Below are 15,895 nucleotides of genomic sequence, written 5' to 3'. Positions count from 1 at the left end.
AAAAATGTATCGAAGAGCCCTTAAAAACTCAATAACATAGTAAACAATAACTTTTTACCCTGTGATCAACAAACGACTTCTTATTAAAAACTTACTCGCACATAATGACGAGAGCAGTTTCTATGATAAAAAGCGAAAGATTGATTTGGGTAGTAAAGAAGGAAAAGCGAAATTTTTAAAACACATTTGCGCACTTAGTAACAGCAACCCGAAAAACAATTCGTTTATCGTGGTGGGTGTGGAAGATGAAGTGAACGAAATACGAGGCGTTGATTTTTTTGATGATAGCAAGCTTCAAAATTTAGTGAACGCCTATTTAACAAATGCGCCGCTGATAAGTTATGAAAATGTAATGTTTCCACATCTGCCACCAGACAAGGTGGTCGGGTTGGTCACCATTCGGCCAACAGGAGAAATTACTTCACTTCGGAAGAATATTTGGAAATATTGGGGCGGTAGCATTTTTCTTCGAGACGGAAGCATCTCTATGCCTAAGGATTTTGACATCAAGATTAAAGATGTGAATTCTGAAATTGTTAAGTCCATTGAAAACAAAGCGAAAAATAACATTGAGCATACTTTGGACGGCGTAATCGATTTTATGAATAACCGCCACGACGAGCTCGAATCACACTACAAAGTTTTTAAAGAACAATTTGTGGTTTGCTGGGCAGGCAACACCAAACATGCAAAAAATGAAACCTATTATTCTCGGTTAGATATTGAATTGATTAACGAACAAGTAAGATTGTTCTATTCTGCTTTAGATGAAGTAACTATTGAAGTAACCGACCACTATTTTAAAACAATAGAGTACGTAAGTTTAGGATTGAACAACCGTCAAGAACATTATCCCTTGGAAGAAGTAGTAATCACTTTTCAGGAAAACGGGTCGTATCATATTGACTCCAAAATGATTTTTAAACCACCACGATTCAACAAAAAAACGTTACATCATATTTATAATGCTAATAATACGTTGATCAAAAAACTAAAAAAGAATGTGCGCCTTAATTCTTCTGAAGAAAAAGACCTACAAAACCTACCAGAAACCTATTTAATCTGCTACTTGAACGATTTTAAAAATGCGAAAGAAAAATTACTGGAAGCCAAACCTTATTTAAAGGAAACCAATGGAAAGGTGTATAAGGCTTACAAGGAATCAATTAGGATATTAAGAAAGGTGCGATATAACTAACAATCCATTCAGCTAAATTTTATACCTTTAACTTTCAATCACTCACTAAAAAACAACTAACAAATGGGCATATTCGACAAAATCAAGGAAAAACTGAGCCACGAGTTTATAGACATCATCGAGTGGCTAGATTATACAGACGATACTATCTGTCATCGTTTTGAGCGCTACCAAAACGAAATTAAAAATAATGCCAAGCTTATTGTACGCGAAGGACAGACCGCTGTTTTTATAAACGAAGGACAACTAGCCGATGTTTTTGAAGCCGGCACCTACACCTTAAACACCAAAAACCTACCTATTTTAACCACCTTAAAAGGTTGGAAATACGGTTTTGACAGTCCTTTTAAAGCTGAAGTGTATTTTGTAAATACCCATTTGTTTACCGATGAAAAATGGGGCACTAAAAACCCGATTACCTTAAATGATGACCGGTTTGGGTTGGTTGAAATTAGAGCCTTCGGAACTTATGCATTTCGAGTTAATGATCCAGGCAAGTTTATTGTCGATATTGTAGGAACAGATAACAATTTTACCAATTTTGAAATCAATGAACACCTAAAAAGTTTAATCGCCACTCGTTTTACTGATACTGTTGGCGAAGCAAACTTACCTATTGAACTCTACGCTGCCAACACCACCGAACTTTCTGAAACGTGTAAAGAAGTAATGAAGCCAGAATTTAACAGCGTCGGAATTGGTTTAGAAAAATTCTTTATTGAAAACGTATCCATGCCAGAAGACCTTAAAAAAGAAATCTTCGAGTACAGCCGTATCGATAAATTGGATCTGGATAAATTGACCAAATTTAAAACCGCGAAAGCTATTGAAGCAGCCGCTGCTAATGAAGGCGGAACAGCTGGTGCTGGTATGGGCATGGGAATGGGCTTCGTCCTCGCACAACAAATGGGCGGCATGATGAACCCTCAGATGGGTGAACAACAACAGATGCAACAACCGCAACAACAAGCCGGAAGTATGCCACCACCTATGCCGAAAGCCGTTCAGTATTTCTACGCCAGCAACGGGCAACAAAATGGTCCGGTAGGTTTTGAACAACTACGTGCGTTATTTGCCAACCGTACCGTTAATAAAGACACCCTAGTCTGGAAACAAGGCATGCAAAACTGGACTGCATTACAAGAAGTGGAAGAATTAAAAGCATTTTTGGGTGGAAATACACCTCCGCCGATACCGGAATAATTAGTTTTTGGTGGTTTCGATACGATTTTGATATTTTTCGCTCTGCAAAAAATATCAAAATCACTCAACCACCATAGACAATGCTCAATTTAAGATGGTTGAGTGATTTTAAAACGTTGCCAAGCAACGCTTTAAATTGTATCGAAACCATCGAGATGACCGTCCATAGCCTCTTATAATAGAAAATGCAACAACCCAAACAACAAAAATCCGAACTCAAAAAATCCTGTGTCAACTGTGGGGCGGAGCTTCGGTATGCACCAGGCACGACAAGTTTAAAATGTGATTATTGCGGCTATACACAAGAAATAGACCCTGCCAAAACTACTTTTGAAGAGCTTGAACTAAAACCATATCTAGAAAAGCTAGGCAGCCAATCGCATAGCGAAGAAATAATGATGCTGCAATGTAAAAGCTGTGGCGCCGAGCAACATATAGAAGAAAATTACAAATCCCTACATTGTGTGTATTGCGGCTCGCCACTCATTATTGAAGATGCTAAAAAAGAATCTTGGATTTTGCCAGGAGCAGTACTACCATTTCAGATAAACCAAGGAAAAGCACATCAAATCTTTAAAAAATGGGTAAAAGGCCTGTGGTTTGCCCCAAACGATTTAAAAAAAGCGGCCATCGACCCGCAATTTACCAAAGGACTCTACGCGCCGTATTGGACCTTCGATGCTCAATTGTATGCCGATTATTCAGGACAACGAGGTGAATATTATTATGTAACTAAAACAGTGGGTAGTGGAAAAAATAAACGTACTGTACGAGAAAGGCGTACCCGCTGGTATCCAGCTTCTGGTAATGTTTCAGGATTTGTAGATGATACTTTAATTAAAGCTTCAAAACAACGCTCTGGAGTTATTCCTTCTAAGGTTGCTCATTGGAATTTAAAAGAACTACAGCCTTTTGACAGTAGTTTTTTAGCAGGTTTTGTAACCGAAAAATATACGATTCCATTACAAGACGGTCATTTAGGGGCTACCAAAGAAGCCCGAAATATAGCCGACAACTGGGCAAGACGGGATATTGGAGGGGACACGCAACGCGTACATTCCATCGATATGAAGTTAAGCGACGAAACCTTTAAGCACATTCTGCTTCCCGTTTATATAAGTGCTTATAAGTTTAAGGGAAAACGATACAATTTTTTTATAAATGGACAGACCGGAGCCCTATCTGGAAAAAGACCGTACTCTTTTTGGAAGATTTTCTTTTTAGTCCTCGGTATCCTTTTAATAATCGCTGCAATTGTATATATTTCTAACGTATGAGAACAGTAGTTATTGGTGATATTCACGGAGGATTAAAAGGGTTGAAACAGGTTTTTGAACGTATGGATTTAAAACAGGACGACCGTTTTATTTTTGTGGGCGATTATGTTGATGGATGGAGTGAAAGTGCCGAAACCATTTCGTATTTAATCAATTTTTCTGAAAAATATGAATGTGTTTTTATTCGTGGTAATCACGATGCGCTACTTTATAATTTTCTGAAAAAAGGCGATAATAACCCCACTTGGTTGCAACACGGTGGCGAATCCAGTAAAAAAAGCTACGAAAACCTTTCCGAAGGAGAAGTTAAAGCGCATATCAATTTTCTTGAAAACCTACGAAATTACTTTGTAGATGAAGAAAACCGACTTTATCTACACGCCGGGTTCACCAACCTTCACGGTCCAGAATATGAATATTACCCCAATATGGTGTATTGGGATAGAACGTTATGGGAGATGGTCTGTGCACTCGATAATTCAATTTCAGAAGAAGATGATACCTACCCAAAACGCTTAAAATTATTCAAAGAAATTTACATTGGTCACACCCCAGTTACACGTGTTGGCTTTACAAAACCGGCCAATTTTGCCAATGTTTGGAATGTAGATACTGGGGCGGCTTTTAAAGGCGCTGTTTCAGTAATAAATGCTGATACCAAAGAAGTATGGCAAAGTGACCCTGTGTGGCAATTATACCCTAATGAAGACGGTAGAAATTAAGACTACTTTAGTATAGTTTAATTTATAGCTTCGTATCTTTACGGTAAGTAAATGTTTTCTTCAGAAAAAACAATACCTTAAATTTCTCGAATACCCAAAATTACAAAAGAATGATTCTTAAAAATAAACGTCTTGAAGTCATGAAAACGGTTGAAAAATCGGTAGATGACTATGTAAAAAACTATTTAATTCCAGTTGAAGAAATTTGGCAACCTAACGACTTATTGCCTAACCTTCAAAATGAAAATTACATGGATGAGCTTACCCAAATGCGGGAAGAAGCAAAAGAATTACCATATGATTTTTGGGTGGTTTTGGTAGGCGATATGGTTACTGAAGAAGCCTTACCTACTTACGAATCTTGGCTAATGGATATGGAAGGCGTTGATCAACATGGTCGTGATGGCTGGTCTAAATGGATTAGACAATGGACGGGTGAAGAAAACCGTCATGGCGATACACTGAACAAATATTTATATCTCTGCGGACGGGTTAATATGCGCGAGATTGAAATCACCACACACCACTTGATTAATGATGGTTTCGATATTGGTACCGGGCGCGATCCCTATAGAAACTTTGTGTACACGAGTTTTCAGGAATTGGCAACCAATATTTCACACAAACGTGTGGGACAATTGGCAAGAAAAAGAAACAATAAGATGCTCGCTAAAATGTGCAAGCTTATCTCAGGAGATGAAATGCGACACCATTTAGCGTATCGTGAATTTGTAAAAACCATTATGGAATATGATGCGAGTGAAATGATTCTCGCTTATGAAGATATGATGAAAAAGAAAATCGTCATGCCGGCGCAGTTTTTACGTGAATCTGGCGAAGGAATTGCTTCCGCTTTTGAAAATTTCTCGAATGCCGCACAGCGATTGGGCGTTTACACTACGTTCGATTATATCGATATCATGGAAAAACTAAACACGTATTGGGAAATAGACAAGCTAAATTCCCTAAACGATGAAGCCGAAAAAGCTCGTGATTATTTAATGAAGCTTCCAAGTAGAATGCGACGCATTGCTAACCGTATTTCCATTCCGCAAGATCAAACCTTGTTTAAATGGGTAGAGCCAAACGGAATAATTTAAAGGAGAAGACAGACCATTTCGCTAAAAGGTCATAAATTTATTTATTACCGAAATTAAAAAACCCGCTGCATTTTGCAACGGGTTTTTCTATATTCTATTAGTGAGTCTGCCGATCCAGGCAGACAAACGGTCTAACATCTAGATACTAAAGATCAAACTTGATTCCTTGCGCTAATGGCAATTCCGTTGTGTAGTTAATGGTATTGGTTTGTCTTCTCATATACACTTTCCAAGCATCACTACCACTTTCACGACCGCCTCCGGTTTCTTTTTCACCACCAAAAGCACCACCAATTTCTGCACCAGAAGTACCGATATTTACGTTGGCAATTCCACAGTCAGATCCTTCTACAGAAAGAAAACGCTCTGCTTCTCGCAAGTTATTTGTCATAATAGCTGAAGAAAGTCCTTGACGAACTCCATTTTGTAATTCAAGTGCATCAGAGACATCACCTTTATACTTCATAATGTAAAGTACTGGGGCAAACGTTTCGTGTTGTACAATCTCAAAGCTATTTTCTGCTTCAGCAATGGCTGGTTTTACGTAGCATCCGCTTTCGTAACCTTCGCCTTCTAAAACGCCACCTTCAACTAAAATTTTACCGCCTTCTTCTACTACTTTATCTAATGCATGTTGATAGTTTTTAACGGCATCTTTATCGATAAGAGGACCTACGTGATTGTTTTCGTCTAATGGGTTTCCTATTTTAATTTGCTTGTACGCATCTACAACAGCACTTTTTACTTTATCATATACATCTTCGTGTACAATTAAACGACGAGTAGAAGTACAACGCTGCCCACATGTTCCTACAGCGCCAAATACAGCTCCGATTACGGTGTTTTTAATATTTGCATCTGGTGTTACAATGATGGCGTTATTTCCGCCAAGCTCTAGTAATGTTTTTCCTAAACGGCCAGCAACTTCTTTAGCTACAATTTTTCCCATTCGGGTAGAACCAGTAGCAGAAATTAAAGGAACTCGCTCATCTTTAGTCATCATTTCACCTACCGTATAATCTCCTGTAATTAAACAAGAAATTCCTTCAGGTACGCCGTTTTCAGAAAATACACGTGCTGCAATATTTTGACAAGCCACTGATGTTAATGGGGTTTTTTCTGAACCTTTCCAAATACAAGCATCTCCACAAACCCAAGCTAAAGCTGTATTCCAGCTCCAAACAGCTACAGGAAAGTTAAATGCTGAAATAATACCAACTACACCAAGCGGATGGTATTGCTCGTACATTCTGTGGCCTGGACGCTCGCTGTGCATGGTTAAACCGTGTAACTGACGAGACAACCCAACTGCAAAATCACAGATATCAATCATTTCTTGTACCTCACCCAAACCTTCTTGGTAACTTTTTCCCATTTCATAGGAAACTAATTTTCCAAGAGGTTCTTTTAAACGACGAAGTTCATCATTAAATTTTCTTACAATTTCTCCTCGTTGTGGAGCAGGAAGTTGTCTCCATTCCTTAAAGCCTTCTGTTGCTGTAGAAATTACTTTTTCGTAATCCTCTTTTGTGGTAGCAGAAACTTTTCCTATCAATTTTCCATCTACTGGGGAGTAAGACGCTATTTCCTCTCCATTAGAAAACCAATTTGCACCGGTTGAAGTACCGTTGTTTGTTTCGTTTAATCCTAATTCTTTCAATGCTTCTTCAATACCGAAGCTTGTGGCTACTGTTGACATATTTTAATAAGATTTTGTTCGCTATTTTTAATAAATGCGAAGGTACATAATCGAAGTTAGAATTTGAAATTAAAGGTATTATCTTAAAACAAGGTGCTAATCTGCAGTAAATCGATCGTCAGATTCCATTACCGTGCCACAATTCTTACAAGTGCGAAGCTCTTTTGAATTGTAAAAGTGTTTAAAGTGTTTCAGAAAATCTTTTTCAATATCGTCCAATTCAAAATACACTTCATATAATTTATTGTTGCAGTTGTCACAAAACCATAGAAGGCCATCTTTTCCTTCTAAATCTGTACGTTTACGTTCTACAACCAGCCCAATAGAGTTTTCTTTTCGAACTGGAGAATGTGGCACTTTTGCAGGGTGTAAATACATATCGCCAGGACCTAGCTTCATCGTTTTCTTTTTCCCTTCGTCTTGAACGTGTACTTCAATTTCGCCTTCTAATTGATAAAAAAGCTCTTCTGTTTCGTTATAATGATAATCTTTACGAGCGTTGGGGCCAGCTACGATCATGACAATATAATCGCCAGCATCTTTATAAAGGTTTTTATTCCCAACAGGTGGTTTAAGTTGTTCTCTGTTTTCTTCTACCCATTTAGTAAGATTGAAAGGTTTTTTAATAGCCATAGCCGTATTTTTATATTTCCATAAAAATACGGCAAAAGCTATAAACAAAAAAGTGGGAATTATTTTTTATAGAAAAGCTGAGTAAAATAAACTCTTCCGTCAGGAGCTTCTATAACTCCAAAACCTGAATGAGTGAAATTACCTTCAATGTTAGCAAGGTGACCTGGACTATTTATCCAAGCATTTACCACTTCCTCAGCTGTTGGATAACCAAAAGCCACATTTTCACCAACGATTTTGGCGCCTCTGTCTTTCAGTCCTTTTTTTCTAACATCAAAATGATCGTGATTAATTTCCTCAAGGTCAATCATATAAAAGGTGTGATCTACTGCATACGCAGAAGCATATTGTTGATCACGTTTAAGAGGAGTAAGCCCTTGAGATACTCTGTGCTGGTTAACAAGGTCTAAAATTTCATTTGCCATCTCCCAGTCGGTTTCATTGGCAAGGTTTAAATCGATTGTGTAATCTTCTGGTGTTTCCTCAACGATTACATCTGTGTCTTTGCTACATGATGTCACAGTACAAAAAAGTACCATTGCCAGTAGGCTAGTTTTTAGTAGATTCATAAGTACGGGGGCATCAAATTTGGGGCATGATGCTGAGTCAAATATAGAAAAAAACTTACAAAAAAATACAGTTAATCGATTTTATTAAGCACTTAATCGATAATTAACGTTATTTTTACGATTACAAAACATCGTTAAAAAAGCTGTTAGCTTCTATAAACACTATAATTTCTATTATATTAGTACATCCTAAAACTGAACATGTTATGAAAAAAACTTTAACACTTTTAATCCTGTTTTTTGTGCTTTTCAGCTGTAAAAATGAAGAAAATGTGTCAGAAAATTCTGATAAATTAACAAAAACCAAACAAAAAGCTGAACCAAACTTCGGAATTGTAATCCATGGAGGAGCCGGAATCATCCTGAAAAAAAACATGAGTGATTCGTTAGAAAATGCTTATAAAATAAAATTAGAAGAAGCTATTAAAATAGGACATACTGTTTTAAAAAATGGTGGCTCTGCTATGGAAGCAGTTACCAAAACCATTAATGTTATGGAAAACTCTCCTTTATTTAACGCCGGAAAAGGAGCTGTATTTACTCATGAAGAAACAAATGAGCTAGATGCTTCTGTTATGGATGGTGCTACTTTAAATGCAGGAGCCGTTGCGGGCGTTACGCAGATTAAAAACCCAATAAACTTAGCGTTAACGGTAATGAACAACTCACCACACGTAATGCTTAGCGGAACAGGGGCCGAACGCTTTGCAGAAGAACAAGGGTTTGAACTGGTAGATCCTTCTTATTTCTACACAGAAAAAAGATTTCAGTCCTTACAACGGATTAAAGATAAAGAAAAAGCCGAATTGGATCACGACTCAAAAGTTTCCTTCGCCGACGATCCATTTATTAAAGATTCTAAATTTGGTACCGTGGGTTGTGCCGCTTTAGATAAAAACGGAAACTTGGCTGCTGGAACCTCAACGGGTGGAATGACCAATAAACGCTGGAACCGTATTGGGGATGCACCTATTATCGGTGCCGGAACCTATGCCAACAATGCTACGTGTGCTGTTTCTTCAACGGGTTGGGGTGAATATTTTATCCGTGCCATGGTCGCGCATGATATTTCGGCCATGATGGAATATAAAGGTGTAACGCTTCAAGAAGCTGCGCAAGAAGTGATACAGAAGAAAGTACCAGACTTAGGCGGTAATGGTGGTATCATTGCTATTGATAAAGATGGAAATGTTTCTATGGAATTTAATACCGCTGGCATGTATCGTGCTCATATGAATGCTGAAGGAGATTTAAAAATAGGTCTTTATAAAGAATAATATGGATTCAACGTATTACGCAGTTATTTTTACCAGTCAACAAGCAGAAACCATAAAAGGCTATGATGAAATGGCGCAAACCATGGAAAGCCTTGCAAAACAACAGCCGGGATATTTAGGTATTGAAAGTGCTCGATCCCAAATAGGAATAACCGTAAGTTATTGGGAAAATCTTGAAGCCATTAAAAACTGGAAAGCCAATCTGGACCATCAAATGGCTCAAAAATTAGGTAGAAAACAGTGGTATGCTTGGTATAAAGTGCGGATTTGTAAAGTGGAACGAGAATATGAATTTAAAAAATAGTTCTTACCCCAAACCTATGTATAAAGTACATTTCTAAAAACACCTAGATTGGGCAAAGGCTTGTTAAACTCTTCCTAAATGTTAAAATTTCAAATACGAAGCTTAATCGTTTTTCCGTTTCATAAATAGCTTCCTTCCAATATTTTTAAAAAATTGAAACCCCTGAAATCAGGGACGTTTTATCCCCCTAAAACAGCGACTTTTGTTTGTTGTTAGGTCACATTCTTTATACTTTTAAGAACGCTAAAAACCATCAATTATGAAAAATCTGTCTTGTTTATTTGCCCTAGTCGCTATTGTATTTCTTTCCGCTTGCGGGGATAAAGAACATTCAGAAACCGATAATCTTTTTAAGTTTAAAGAGTATATTTCATATAATACCTACGGAAACAAAAGCATTGCAGAGCCTATTCGTATTGAGTTGCAACAACCTTTAGAACAATTTGAACTCACCCAGGAAATTGATAAAGATTATGTAGCAATCTCACCCAAAACTGAAGGTAAACTCACCATAAAAAACGGTCGGACTCTTATTTTCAACCCTTCAGAATACCTAAAACCAGACACCGAATACACCGTAACAGTAAAGCTGAGTAAACTCTATGATGGGGTAGGGAAAGATTTTAAAGAATACACCTTCAGCTTTAAAACCATTACGCCCAATTTTAAAGTCGATTTGGGCAACTTGCAGTCCTATAGTAAAAAATGGCAATATGTAAATGGAAGCATAGAAACTTCAGATGTGATTACATTAGAAAAAGCCAAAAAACTGGTTCAAGCAGAACAAAACAATAAAAACTTAAAATTTCAATGGCCTTCGGAAGGGAAATATGCTAAATATTTCAGTTTTACTATTGATAGCATACAGCGCAAGATAGACGATTCAGAAATTAAAATACGCTGGAATGGCGATGCGATAGGTGCTGAAACAAAAGGTGAAAACACCTTCGAAATTCCTGGACAGAACAATTTTACGGTGATCGATGTAGAAAGCACCCTTTCGCCACAAACCTCCCTTGCCATTAATTTCTCCGATCCGTTAAAGGAAAATCAAGATTTTGCAGGTTTGGTGACTATTGACAGCCTCCAAAACCTCCGTTTTGAAGTAAACGGAAACGTTTTGAATATCTATCCAAACACGCGAATCACTGGCGATGCCCGCGTTACTATTTTCAACGGAATTAAAAACACCGAAAACTTCGGTCTGAAAAAAGAATTTTCAGAATTGGTTTCTTTTGAAGAGCTTAAACCTGCCATTCGGCTTATTTCAAAAGGAACAATCTTACCCAATGCCACTTCTACGCCTTATTATTTTGAAACGGTTAACCTTTCAGCAGTTGATGTACGCATTATAAAGATTTATCAGGATAACATCCTTCAATATTTACAAACGGCAAACCTGAACAGCAACAATGTGTACGATATAAAGCGAGTAGGTAGACGCATTGCTAAAAAAACCATCAACCTAACTGAAAATTCAATTGGAAGTAATGACACTTGGAAAGCCCACGCCTTAAATCTTTCTGAATTTTTTAAGGCCGACCCAGGTGCTATTTATCGCGTAGAGCTAAGTTTTAAGAAAGAATATACTACGTATGATTGCGCGGAAACTACTTCCGAAGAAACAGAAAATGAAAATTATTATGCCAGCACTGACGAAACCTATGAAGATGAACTAGAAGAACAGTATTGGGATAACGAAATATACCGTTGGCGCGATTATACCTATAATTGGCGTGAAAATGATAACCCTTGCCATCCCGCCTACTATAATCAAGATCGCATAATTAGCAGCAATGTGTTAGGCAGTGATCTTGGTTTGATTGTTAAAGAAAGCAGCAACCGTTCCTATCATTTTATCACCAATAACCTACTTACTACAAACCCAGAAAGCGGTGTAAAAATCAAGCTCTATAATTATCAGCAGCAATTGGTGGAAACTGTTACAACAGATTCTGAAGGGATGACCTTATATGACAGTGAAAAGAACATTGCGTTTGCCGTTGCCCAAAAGGGAAATGACTATGCCTACGCAAAACTGGAAGACGGAAACGCATTATCATTAAGTAAGTTTGATGTTTCTGGAAAACAATTACAAAAAGGAATTAAAGGGTTTTTATATACCGAACGCGGGGTACACCGCCCTGGTGATAGCATTCACTTGACTTTTGTATTGAACGATGTTGCCAACCCTTTACCCAAAAACCATCCAGTAAAACTAGAAGTAACCGACGCCCGTGGAAAATTAGTGCAACGTTCAGTTTTACGCGGTAATTCCTCCCTTGAAGGGGGCAGGGAGGTGTCCACAAGCAAAGATGGTTTTTACCACTTCCCCATCACTACTCAACAAGCGGCTCCAACCGGCAATTGGAACGCTACTTTGACCGTTGGAGGGGTAAAATTCAGTAAAACGTTAAAGGTTGCTACAGTAAAACCAAACCGTTTAAAAATTAAATTGGATTTTGACGATGAAATCCTCGATGCCAGCAAACTGGTAAAAGGAATGGCAACCGCTGCTTGGTTACACGGTGCGCCAGCCCGAAACTTAAAAGTAGAAATGGACGCTACACTTAGAACAACGTCGACCGCTTTTAAAAAATATCCAAAGTATCAATTTAATGACCCAGTTCGAACGTTCAACGAACTAGAAGTCCCAGTGTTGGATACCAAACTTTCTTCGGAAGGAACCACGGCCTTTTCAAAAGATTTTGAAATCAGTGGCAAAGCTCCGGGAATGCTCCAAGCTACTTTTTTAACCAAGGTTTTTGAAGGCGGAGGCGATTTTTCAATCGATGTATTTTCAAAAAACTTAGCGCCCTATTCACATTTTGTAGGATTACGCTCGCCTGAGGCCCATAAATACGGTTCTTATTTTACCGATGAAAACACGGAGTTTGATGTTGCAACTGTCGATGCCCAAGGCAATGCGAGTGCCAACCGTGAAGTAGAAATAAAAGTGTTCAGAATTGAATGGCGTTGGTGGTGGAACCGCGGCAACGATAATCTATCCCGCTATGAAAATGCAACCGTTCACAAACCCGTTAAAAATTTTAAGGTCACGACCAACGGCAAAGGAAAAGCCAATTTTACCGTCAACATTCCAGAAGATGAAGGCGGTCGGTATTTAATTCGGGTGATTGATAAAGAGTCTGGTCACGCCACAGGTCGGGTAGCTTATTTTTATCGAAATTGGTGGAAAGCCCCTGTTGATGGCGATGCTGAAAGTGCTAAAATGTTGGTTTTTTCAGCTGATAAAGAAAAGTACAATGTAGGCGAAGAAGCCTTTATAACATTTCCTTCCGGTAGTGAAGGTCGAGCCTTGATTAGTGTGGAAAACGGCACTGAGGTTTTAGCAACTCATTGGATTGAGACTAAAAAAGGCGAGACCAAAGCTGCAATCAAGCTTACCAAGGAAATGACGCCCAACGTGTATGTAAATATTTCCTTGTTGCAACCGCATGCACAAACTAAAAACGATTTGCCCATTCGTTTGTATGGTGTAATTCCGTTGTTGGTGGTAGATGCTTCAACCATCTTAAAACCGGAGATTAATATGCCAACTGTATTAAAGCCAGAAGAAAACTTTACCGTGAACGTTTCCGAAGCAAATGACAAACCAATGACCTATACATTGGCCATGGTCGATGAAGGTTTGCTGGATCTTACCCGCTTTAAAACACCAGAAATTCACAAAGCTTTTTACACTCGTGAAGCCCTGGGCGTGAAGACATTCGATATGTACGATGATGTAATTGGTTCGTATTCTGGAAGTGTCGATAATATCTATGCTATTGGTGGTGGCGACGTGGCTGCCGGTGCCAAAAACCGAAAAGCTGACCGATTTAAACCCGTGGTAAAATATATAGGTCCGTTTAGTTTGGAGGCCGGCGAAAAAGCATCGCATACCCTTACTATGCCTAATTATGTCGGTTCGGTTCGTACCATGGTTATTGCTGGTGACAACTCAAAAAGTGCCTATGGAAAAGCTGACGAAACAACACCGGTACGAAAGCCGTTGATGGTGTTAGCTTCGCTTCCTCGGAAATTATCCCCAGGTGAAAAAGTAACGCTTCCAGTAACCGTTTTTGCGATGGAAGAAAAAGTGAAAAATGCAACAATTACTGTAAAAACTGGCGAAAGCTTAAAACCAATCAGTGGAACTTCAAAAAACATATCATTTCCTTCGATAGGTGAAAAAATAGTGAATTTTGAATTTGAAGTACTACCTACTTCTGAAATACAAGCCATTGATGTGTTGGCTTCTGGAAGCGGAGAAAAAGCGAGTTATAACGTAGAAATTGATGTAGAAAACCCGAACCCTATTTCGCAAAAAACCACTCAATACACCTTGACGGAAAACGGAAATGAAACTATTAATTTTGAAACCTTCGGTGTATCGGGAAGTAACGGAGTGATGCTCGAATTTTCTACCGTCCCGCCCATGAATTTCGGCAAACGGATGGAATACTTAATTCGGTATCCACACGGTTGTGTAGAGCAAACTACCTCGGCAGCTTTTCCACAATTGTTTTTAGCTGACGTCTTCGATATTACGTACGATAAGAAAAAAACCATTCAAAAAAATATAGAAACCGCCATTAGAAAATTAGGGACGTATCAAAACACGTCTGGCGGTCTCAGTTATTGGCCTGGCGAGCGAGAGGCTGATGAATGGAGTACCAATTACGTAGGCCACTTTATGCTAGAGGCGAAGCAAAAAGGATATGCCTTGCCCATTTCGTTTTTAAGTAGTTGGTTGCAGTTTCAGAAAAATACAGCACGGCAATGGCGCAATAGCAGTACGAGTTACAATTCCAGTTTCACACAAGCGTATCGGTTGTACACCTTGGCACTAGCTGGCCAACCCGAATTAGCAGCAATGAACCGACTTAGAGAGTCTAAAAACTTGAGTAATGATGCTAAATGGAGATTGGCAGCAGCTTATGCTTTAGCCGGGAAAAAGAACGTGGCGGAGCAGATTTCACAAACTGCAAACATCAATTTTGAGCCTAAACGGTATGATTATTACACCTATGGATCCCCTTTTAGAAACAAAGCAATGGCTTTAGAAACGATGGTGGCTTTGGGAGATTCAAAACAACGAGAGATGGCCGTTTCCGTAGCGAAAGAATTATCATCACAGCGTTGGTACAGTACGCAAGAAACTGCTTACTCTTTATTAGCTATGGCAAAAATGATCAATAAAAATGGTGGGAAAGCGATGGAATTAACCTATACGGACAATGGAAAAACCAAAAAGATCAAAACCGAACGTGCCGTAGCGCAACGAGAACTTGGATTTACTATGGGTGGCAACTCAGTATCGGTTTCCAATAAAAAAGGAAATGTAGTCTATGTTACATTAATTCAGCAAGGGAAACTTCCGTTAGGTAAAGAATTAGCAGAACGAAAAAACCTTACCATTCAAGCACAATATTTAGATGGTACAGGGAAAACAATTGACGTTTCTAAGTTACGTCAAGGAACCGAAATTTCCGCAACCGTTACAGTCACAAATATCTCAAATGATCACATAAATAACGTGGCACTCACTAAAATCTTCCCAAGTGGTTGGGAAATTGTCAATACCAGTTATACGGAGCTTGGAGGTGGAGCCAATGGCGAGGCTCGTTATACCGATATTCGTGATGACCGAGTAAACTTTTACTTCGATTTACGAGCAAAGAAGTCGAAAACGTTTACGGTAAAATTGAACGCTTCCTATTTAGGAACCTATTATTTGCCAGGAACACAAGTAGAAGCAATGTACGACCGTAATTATTATGCGCGTAATAAGGGGATGTGGGTTGAGGTTGAAAAGTAAAATATCATTTATATAAAATGTTGAAATTAAATTTTGAAAAGGAAAACGAACGTAAAAGCTTTCATTAAAAAACACAAGCTCAAACTTAG

General features: G+C 38.5%; 11 protein-coding genes. 8 read left to right on the top strand and 3 right to left on the bottom strand.

The window, feature by feature from the left end; genetic code table 11:
- The first annotated feature begins 61 nt into the window (after nt 1–61).
- From DZ858_RS04220 to DZ858_RS04200, 5 genes are all read left to right on the top strand, one after another.
- Nucleotides 62–1,198 (top strand): ATP-binding protein, encoded by a 1,137-nt coding sequence (locus DZ858_RS04220; protein ID WP_117158280.1) that lies wholly within the window; start codon nt 62–64, stop codon nt 1,196–1,198.
- 63 nt (nt 1,199–1,261) lie between these two features.
- The gene (locus tag DZ858_RS04215) at nt 1,262–2,401 is read left to right on the top strand and encodes an SPFH domain-containing protein (RefSeq protein WP_117158279.1); all 1,140 of its coding nucleotides are present in this window, start codon (nt 1,262–1,264) and stop codon (nt 2,399–2,401) included.
- 185 nt (nt 2,402–2,586) lie between these two features.
- Nucleotides 2,587–3,678 (top strand): DNA helicase PriA, encoded by a 1,092-nt coding sequence (locus tag DZ858_RS04210; RefSeq protein ID WP_117158278.1) that lies wholly within the window; start codon nt 2,587–2,589, stop codon nt 3,676–3,678.
- On the top strand, nt 3,675–4,400 hold the full coding sequence (locus DZ858_RS04205; protein ID WP_117158277.1) for a metallophosphoesterase family protein: 726 nt from the start codon (nt 3,675–3,677) through the stop codon (nt 4,398–4,400). Before DZ858_RS04210 ends, DZ858_RS04205 begins: the two co-directional genes overlap by 4 nt.
- A gap of 110 nt (nt 4,401–4,510) precedes the next feature.
- A complete protein-coding gene (locus tag DZ858_RS04200) occupies nt 4,511–5,500 on the top strand; it encodes an acyl-ACP desaturase (RefSeq protein WP_117158276.1) in 990 nt (329 codons plus the stop codon).
- Between the two features lie 145 nt (nt 5,501–5,645).
- Here DZ858_RS04200 and amaB read toward each other — a convergent pair whose 3' ends face one another.
- The 3 genes from amaB to DZ858_RS04185 form a co-directional block, all read right to left on the bottom strand.
- Nucleotides 5,646–7,199, bottom strand: coding sequence for an L-piperidine-6-carboxylate dehydrogenase (gene amaB, locus DZ858_RS04195; RefSeq protein ID WP_117158275.1), 1,554 nt, complete (start codon nt 7,197–7,199; stop codon nt 5,646–5,648).
- A 96-nt stretch (nt 7,200–7,295) separates the two neighbouring features.
- Entirely contained in the window at nt 7,296–7,832 is a 537-nt protein-coding gene (locus DZ858_RS04190; protein WP_117159513.1) for a 3-hydroxyanthranilate 3,4-dioxygenase, read from the bottom strand.
- Between the two features lie 59 nt (nt 7,833–7,891).
- Complete coding sequence (locus DZ858_RS04185; protein WP_158548348.1) at nt 7,892–8,371, bottom strand: CAP domain-containing protein; 480 nt, start codon at nt 8,369–8,371, stop codon at nt 7,892–7,894.
- Nucleotides 8,372–8,607: 236 nt separating this feature from the next.
- Here DZ858_RS04185 and DZ858_RS04180 point away from each other — a divergent pair, with 236 nt between their 5' ends.
- The 3 genes from DZ858_RS04180 to DZ858_RS04170 all read left to right on the top strand — a co-directional run bounded on the left by DZ858_RS04180 (nt 8,608) and on the right by DZ858_RS04170 (nt 15,806).
- Nucleotides 8,608–9,678, top strand: coding sequence for an isoaspartyl peptidase/L-asparaginase family protein (locus DZ858_RS04180; protein ID WP_117158273.1), 1,071 nt, complete (start codon nt 8,608–8,610; stop codon nt 9,676–9,678).
- 1 nt (nt 9,679) lies between these two features.
- The gene (locus DZ858_RS04175; protein ID WP_117158272.1) at nt 9,680–9,982 is read left to right on the top strand and encodes an antibiotic biosynthesis monooxygenase family protein; all 303 of its coding nucleotides are present in this window, start codon (nt 9,680–9,682) and stop codon (nt 9,980–9,982) included.
- 259 nt (nt 9,983–10,241) lie between these two features.
- Nucleotides 10,242–15,806 carry an alpha-2-macroglobulin family protein gene (locus DZ858_RS04170; protein WP_117158271.1) on the top strand — a complete coding sequence of 1,855 codons (5,565 nt, stop codon included), beginning with the start codon at nt 10,242–10,244 and terminating at the stop codon, nt 15,804–15,806.
- Nucleotides 15,807–15,895: the final 89 nt, after the last annotated feature.

The organism is Marixanthomonas ophiurae (assembly GCF_003413745.1).
Taxonomy (GTDB): domain Bacteria; phylum Bacteroidota; class Bacteroidia; order Flavobacteriales; family Flavobacteriaceae; genus Marixanthomonas; species Marixanthomonas ophiurae.
This window is presented reverse-complemented; position numbering and strand designations above follow the sequence as displayed.

What these genes read in the sequence shown, in the direction of transcription:
- DZ858_RS04180 (WP_117158273.1), top strand. Translation starts at nt 8,608, where the DNA reads ATGAAAAAAACTTTAACACTTTTAATCCTGTTTTTTGTGCTTTTCAGC.
- DZ858_RS04215 (WP_117158279.1), top strand. Translation starts at nt 1,262, where the DNA reads ATGGGCATATTCGACAAAATCAAGGAAAAACTGAGCCACGAGTTTATA.
- DZ858_RS04170 (WP_117158271.1), top strand. Translation starts at nt 10,242, where the DNA reads ATGAAAAATCTGTCTTGTTTATTTGCCCTAGTCGCTATTGTATTTCTT.
- DZ858_RS04205 (WP_117158277.1), top strand. Translation starts at nt 3,675, where the DNA reads ATGAGAACAGTAGTTATTGGTGATATTCACGGAGGATTAAAAGGGTTG.
- amaB (WP_117158275.1), bottom strand. Translation starts at nt 7,199, where the DNA reads ATGTCAACAGTAGCCACAAGCTTCGGTATTGAAGAAGCATTGAAAGAA.
- DZ858_RS04185 (WP_158548348.1), bottom strand. Translation starts at nt 8,371, where the DNA reads ATGGTACTTTTTTGTACTGTGACATCATGTAGCAAAGACACAGATGTA.
- DZ858_RS04175 (WP_117158272.1), top strand. Translation starts at nt 9,680, where the DNA reads ATGGATTCAACGTATTACGCAGTTATTTTTACCAGTCAACAAGCAGAA.
- DZ858_RS04210 (WP_117158278.1), top strand. Translation starts at nt 2,587, where the DNA reads ATGCAACAACCCAAACAACAAAAATCCGAACTCAAAAAATCCTGTGTC.
- DZ858_RS04200 (WP_117158276.1), top strand. Translation starts at nt 4,511, where the DNA reads ATGATTCTTAAAAATAAACGTCTTGAAGTCATGAAAACGGTTGAAAAA.
- DZ858_RS04190 (WP_117159513.1), bottom strand. Translation starts at nt 7,832, where the DNA reads ATGGCTATTAAAAAACCTTTCAATCTTACTAAATGGGTAGAAGAAAAC.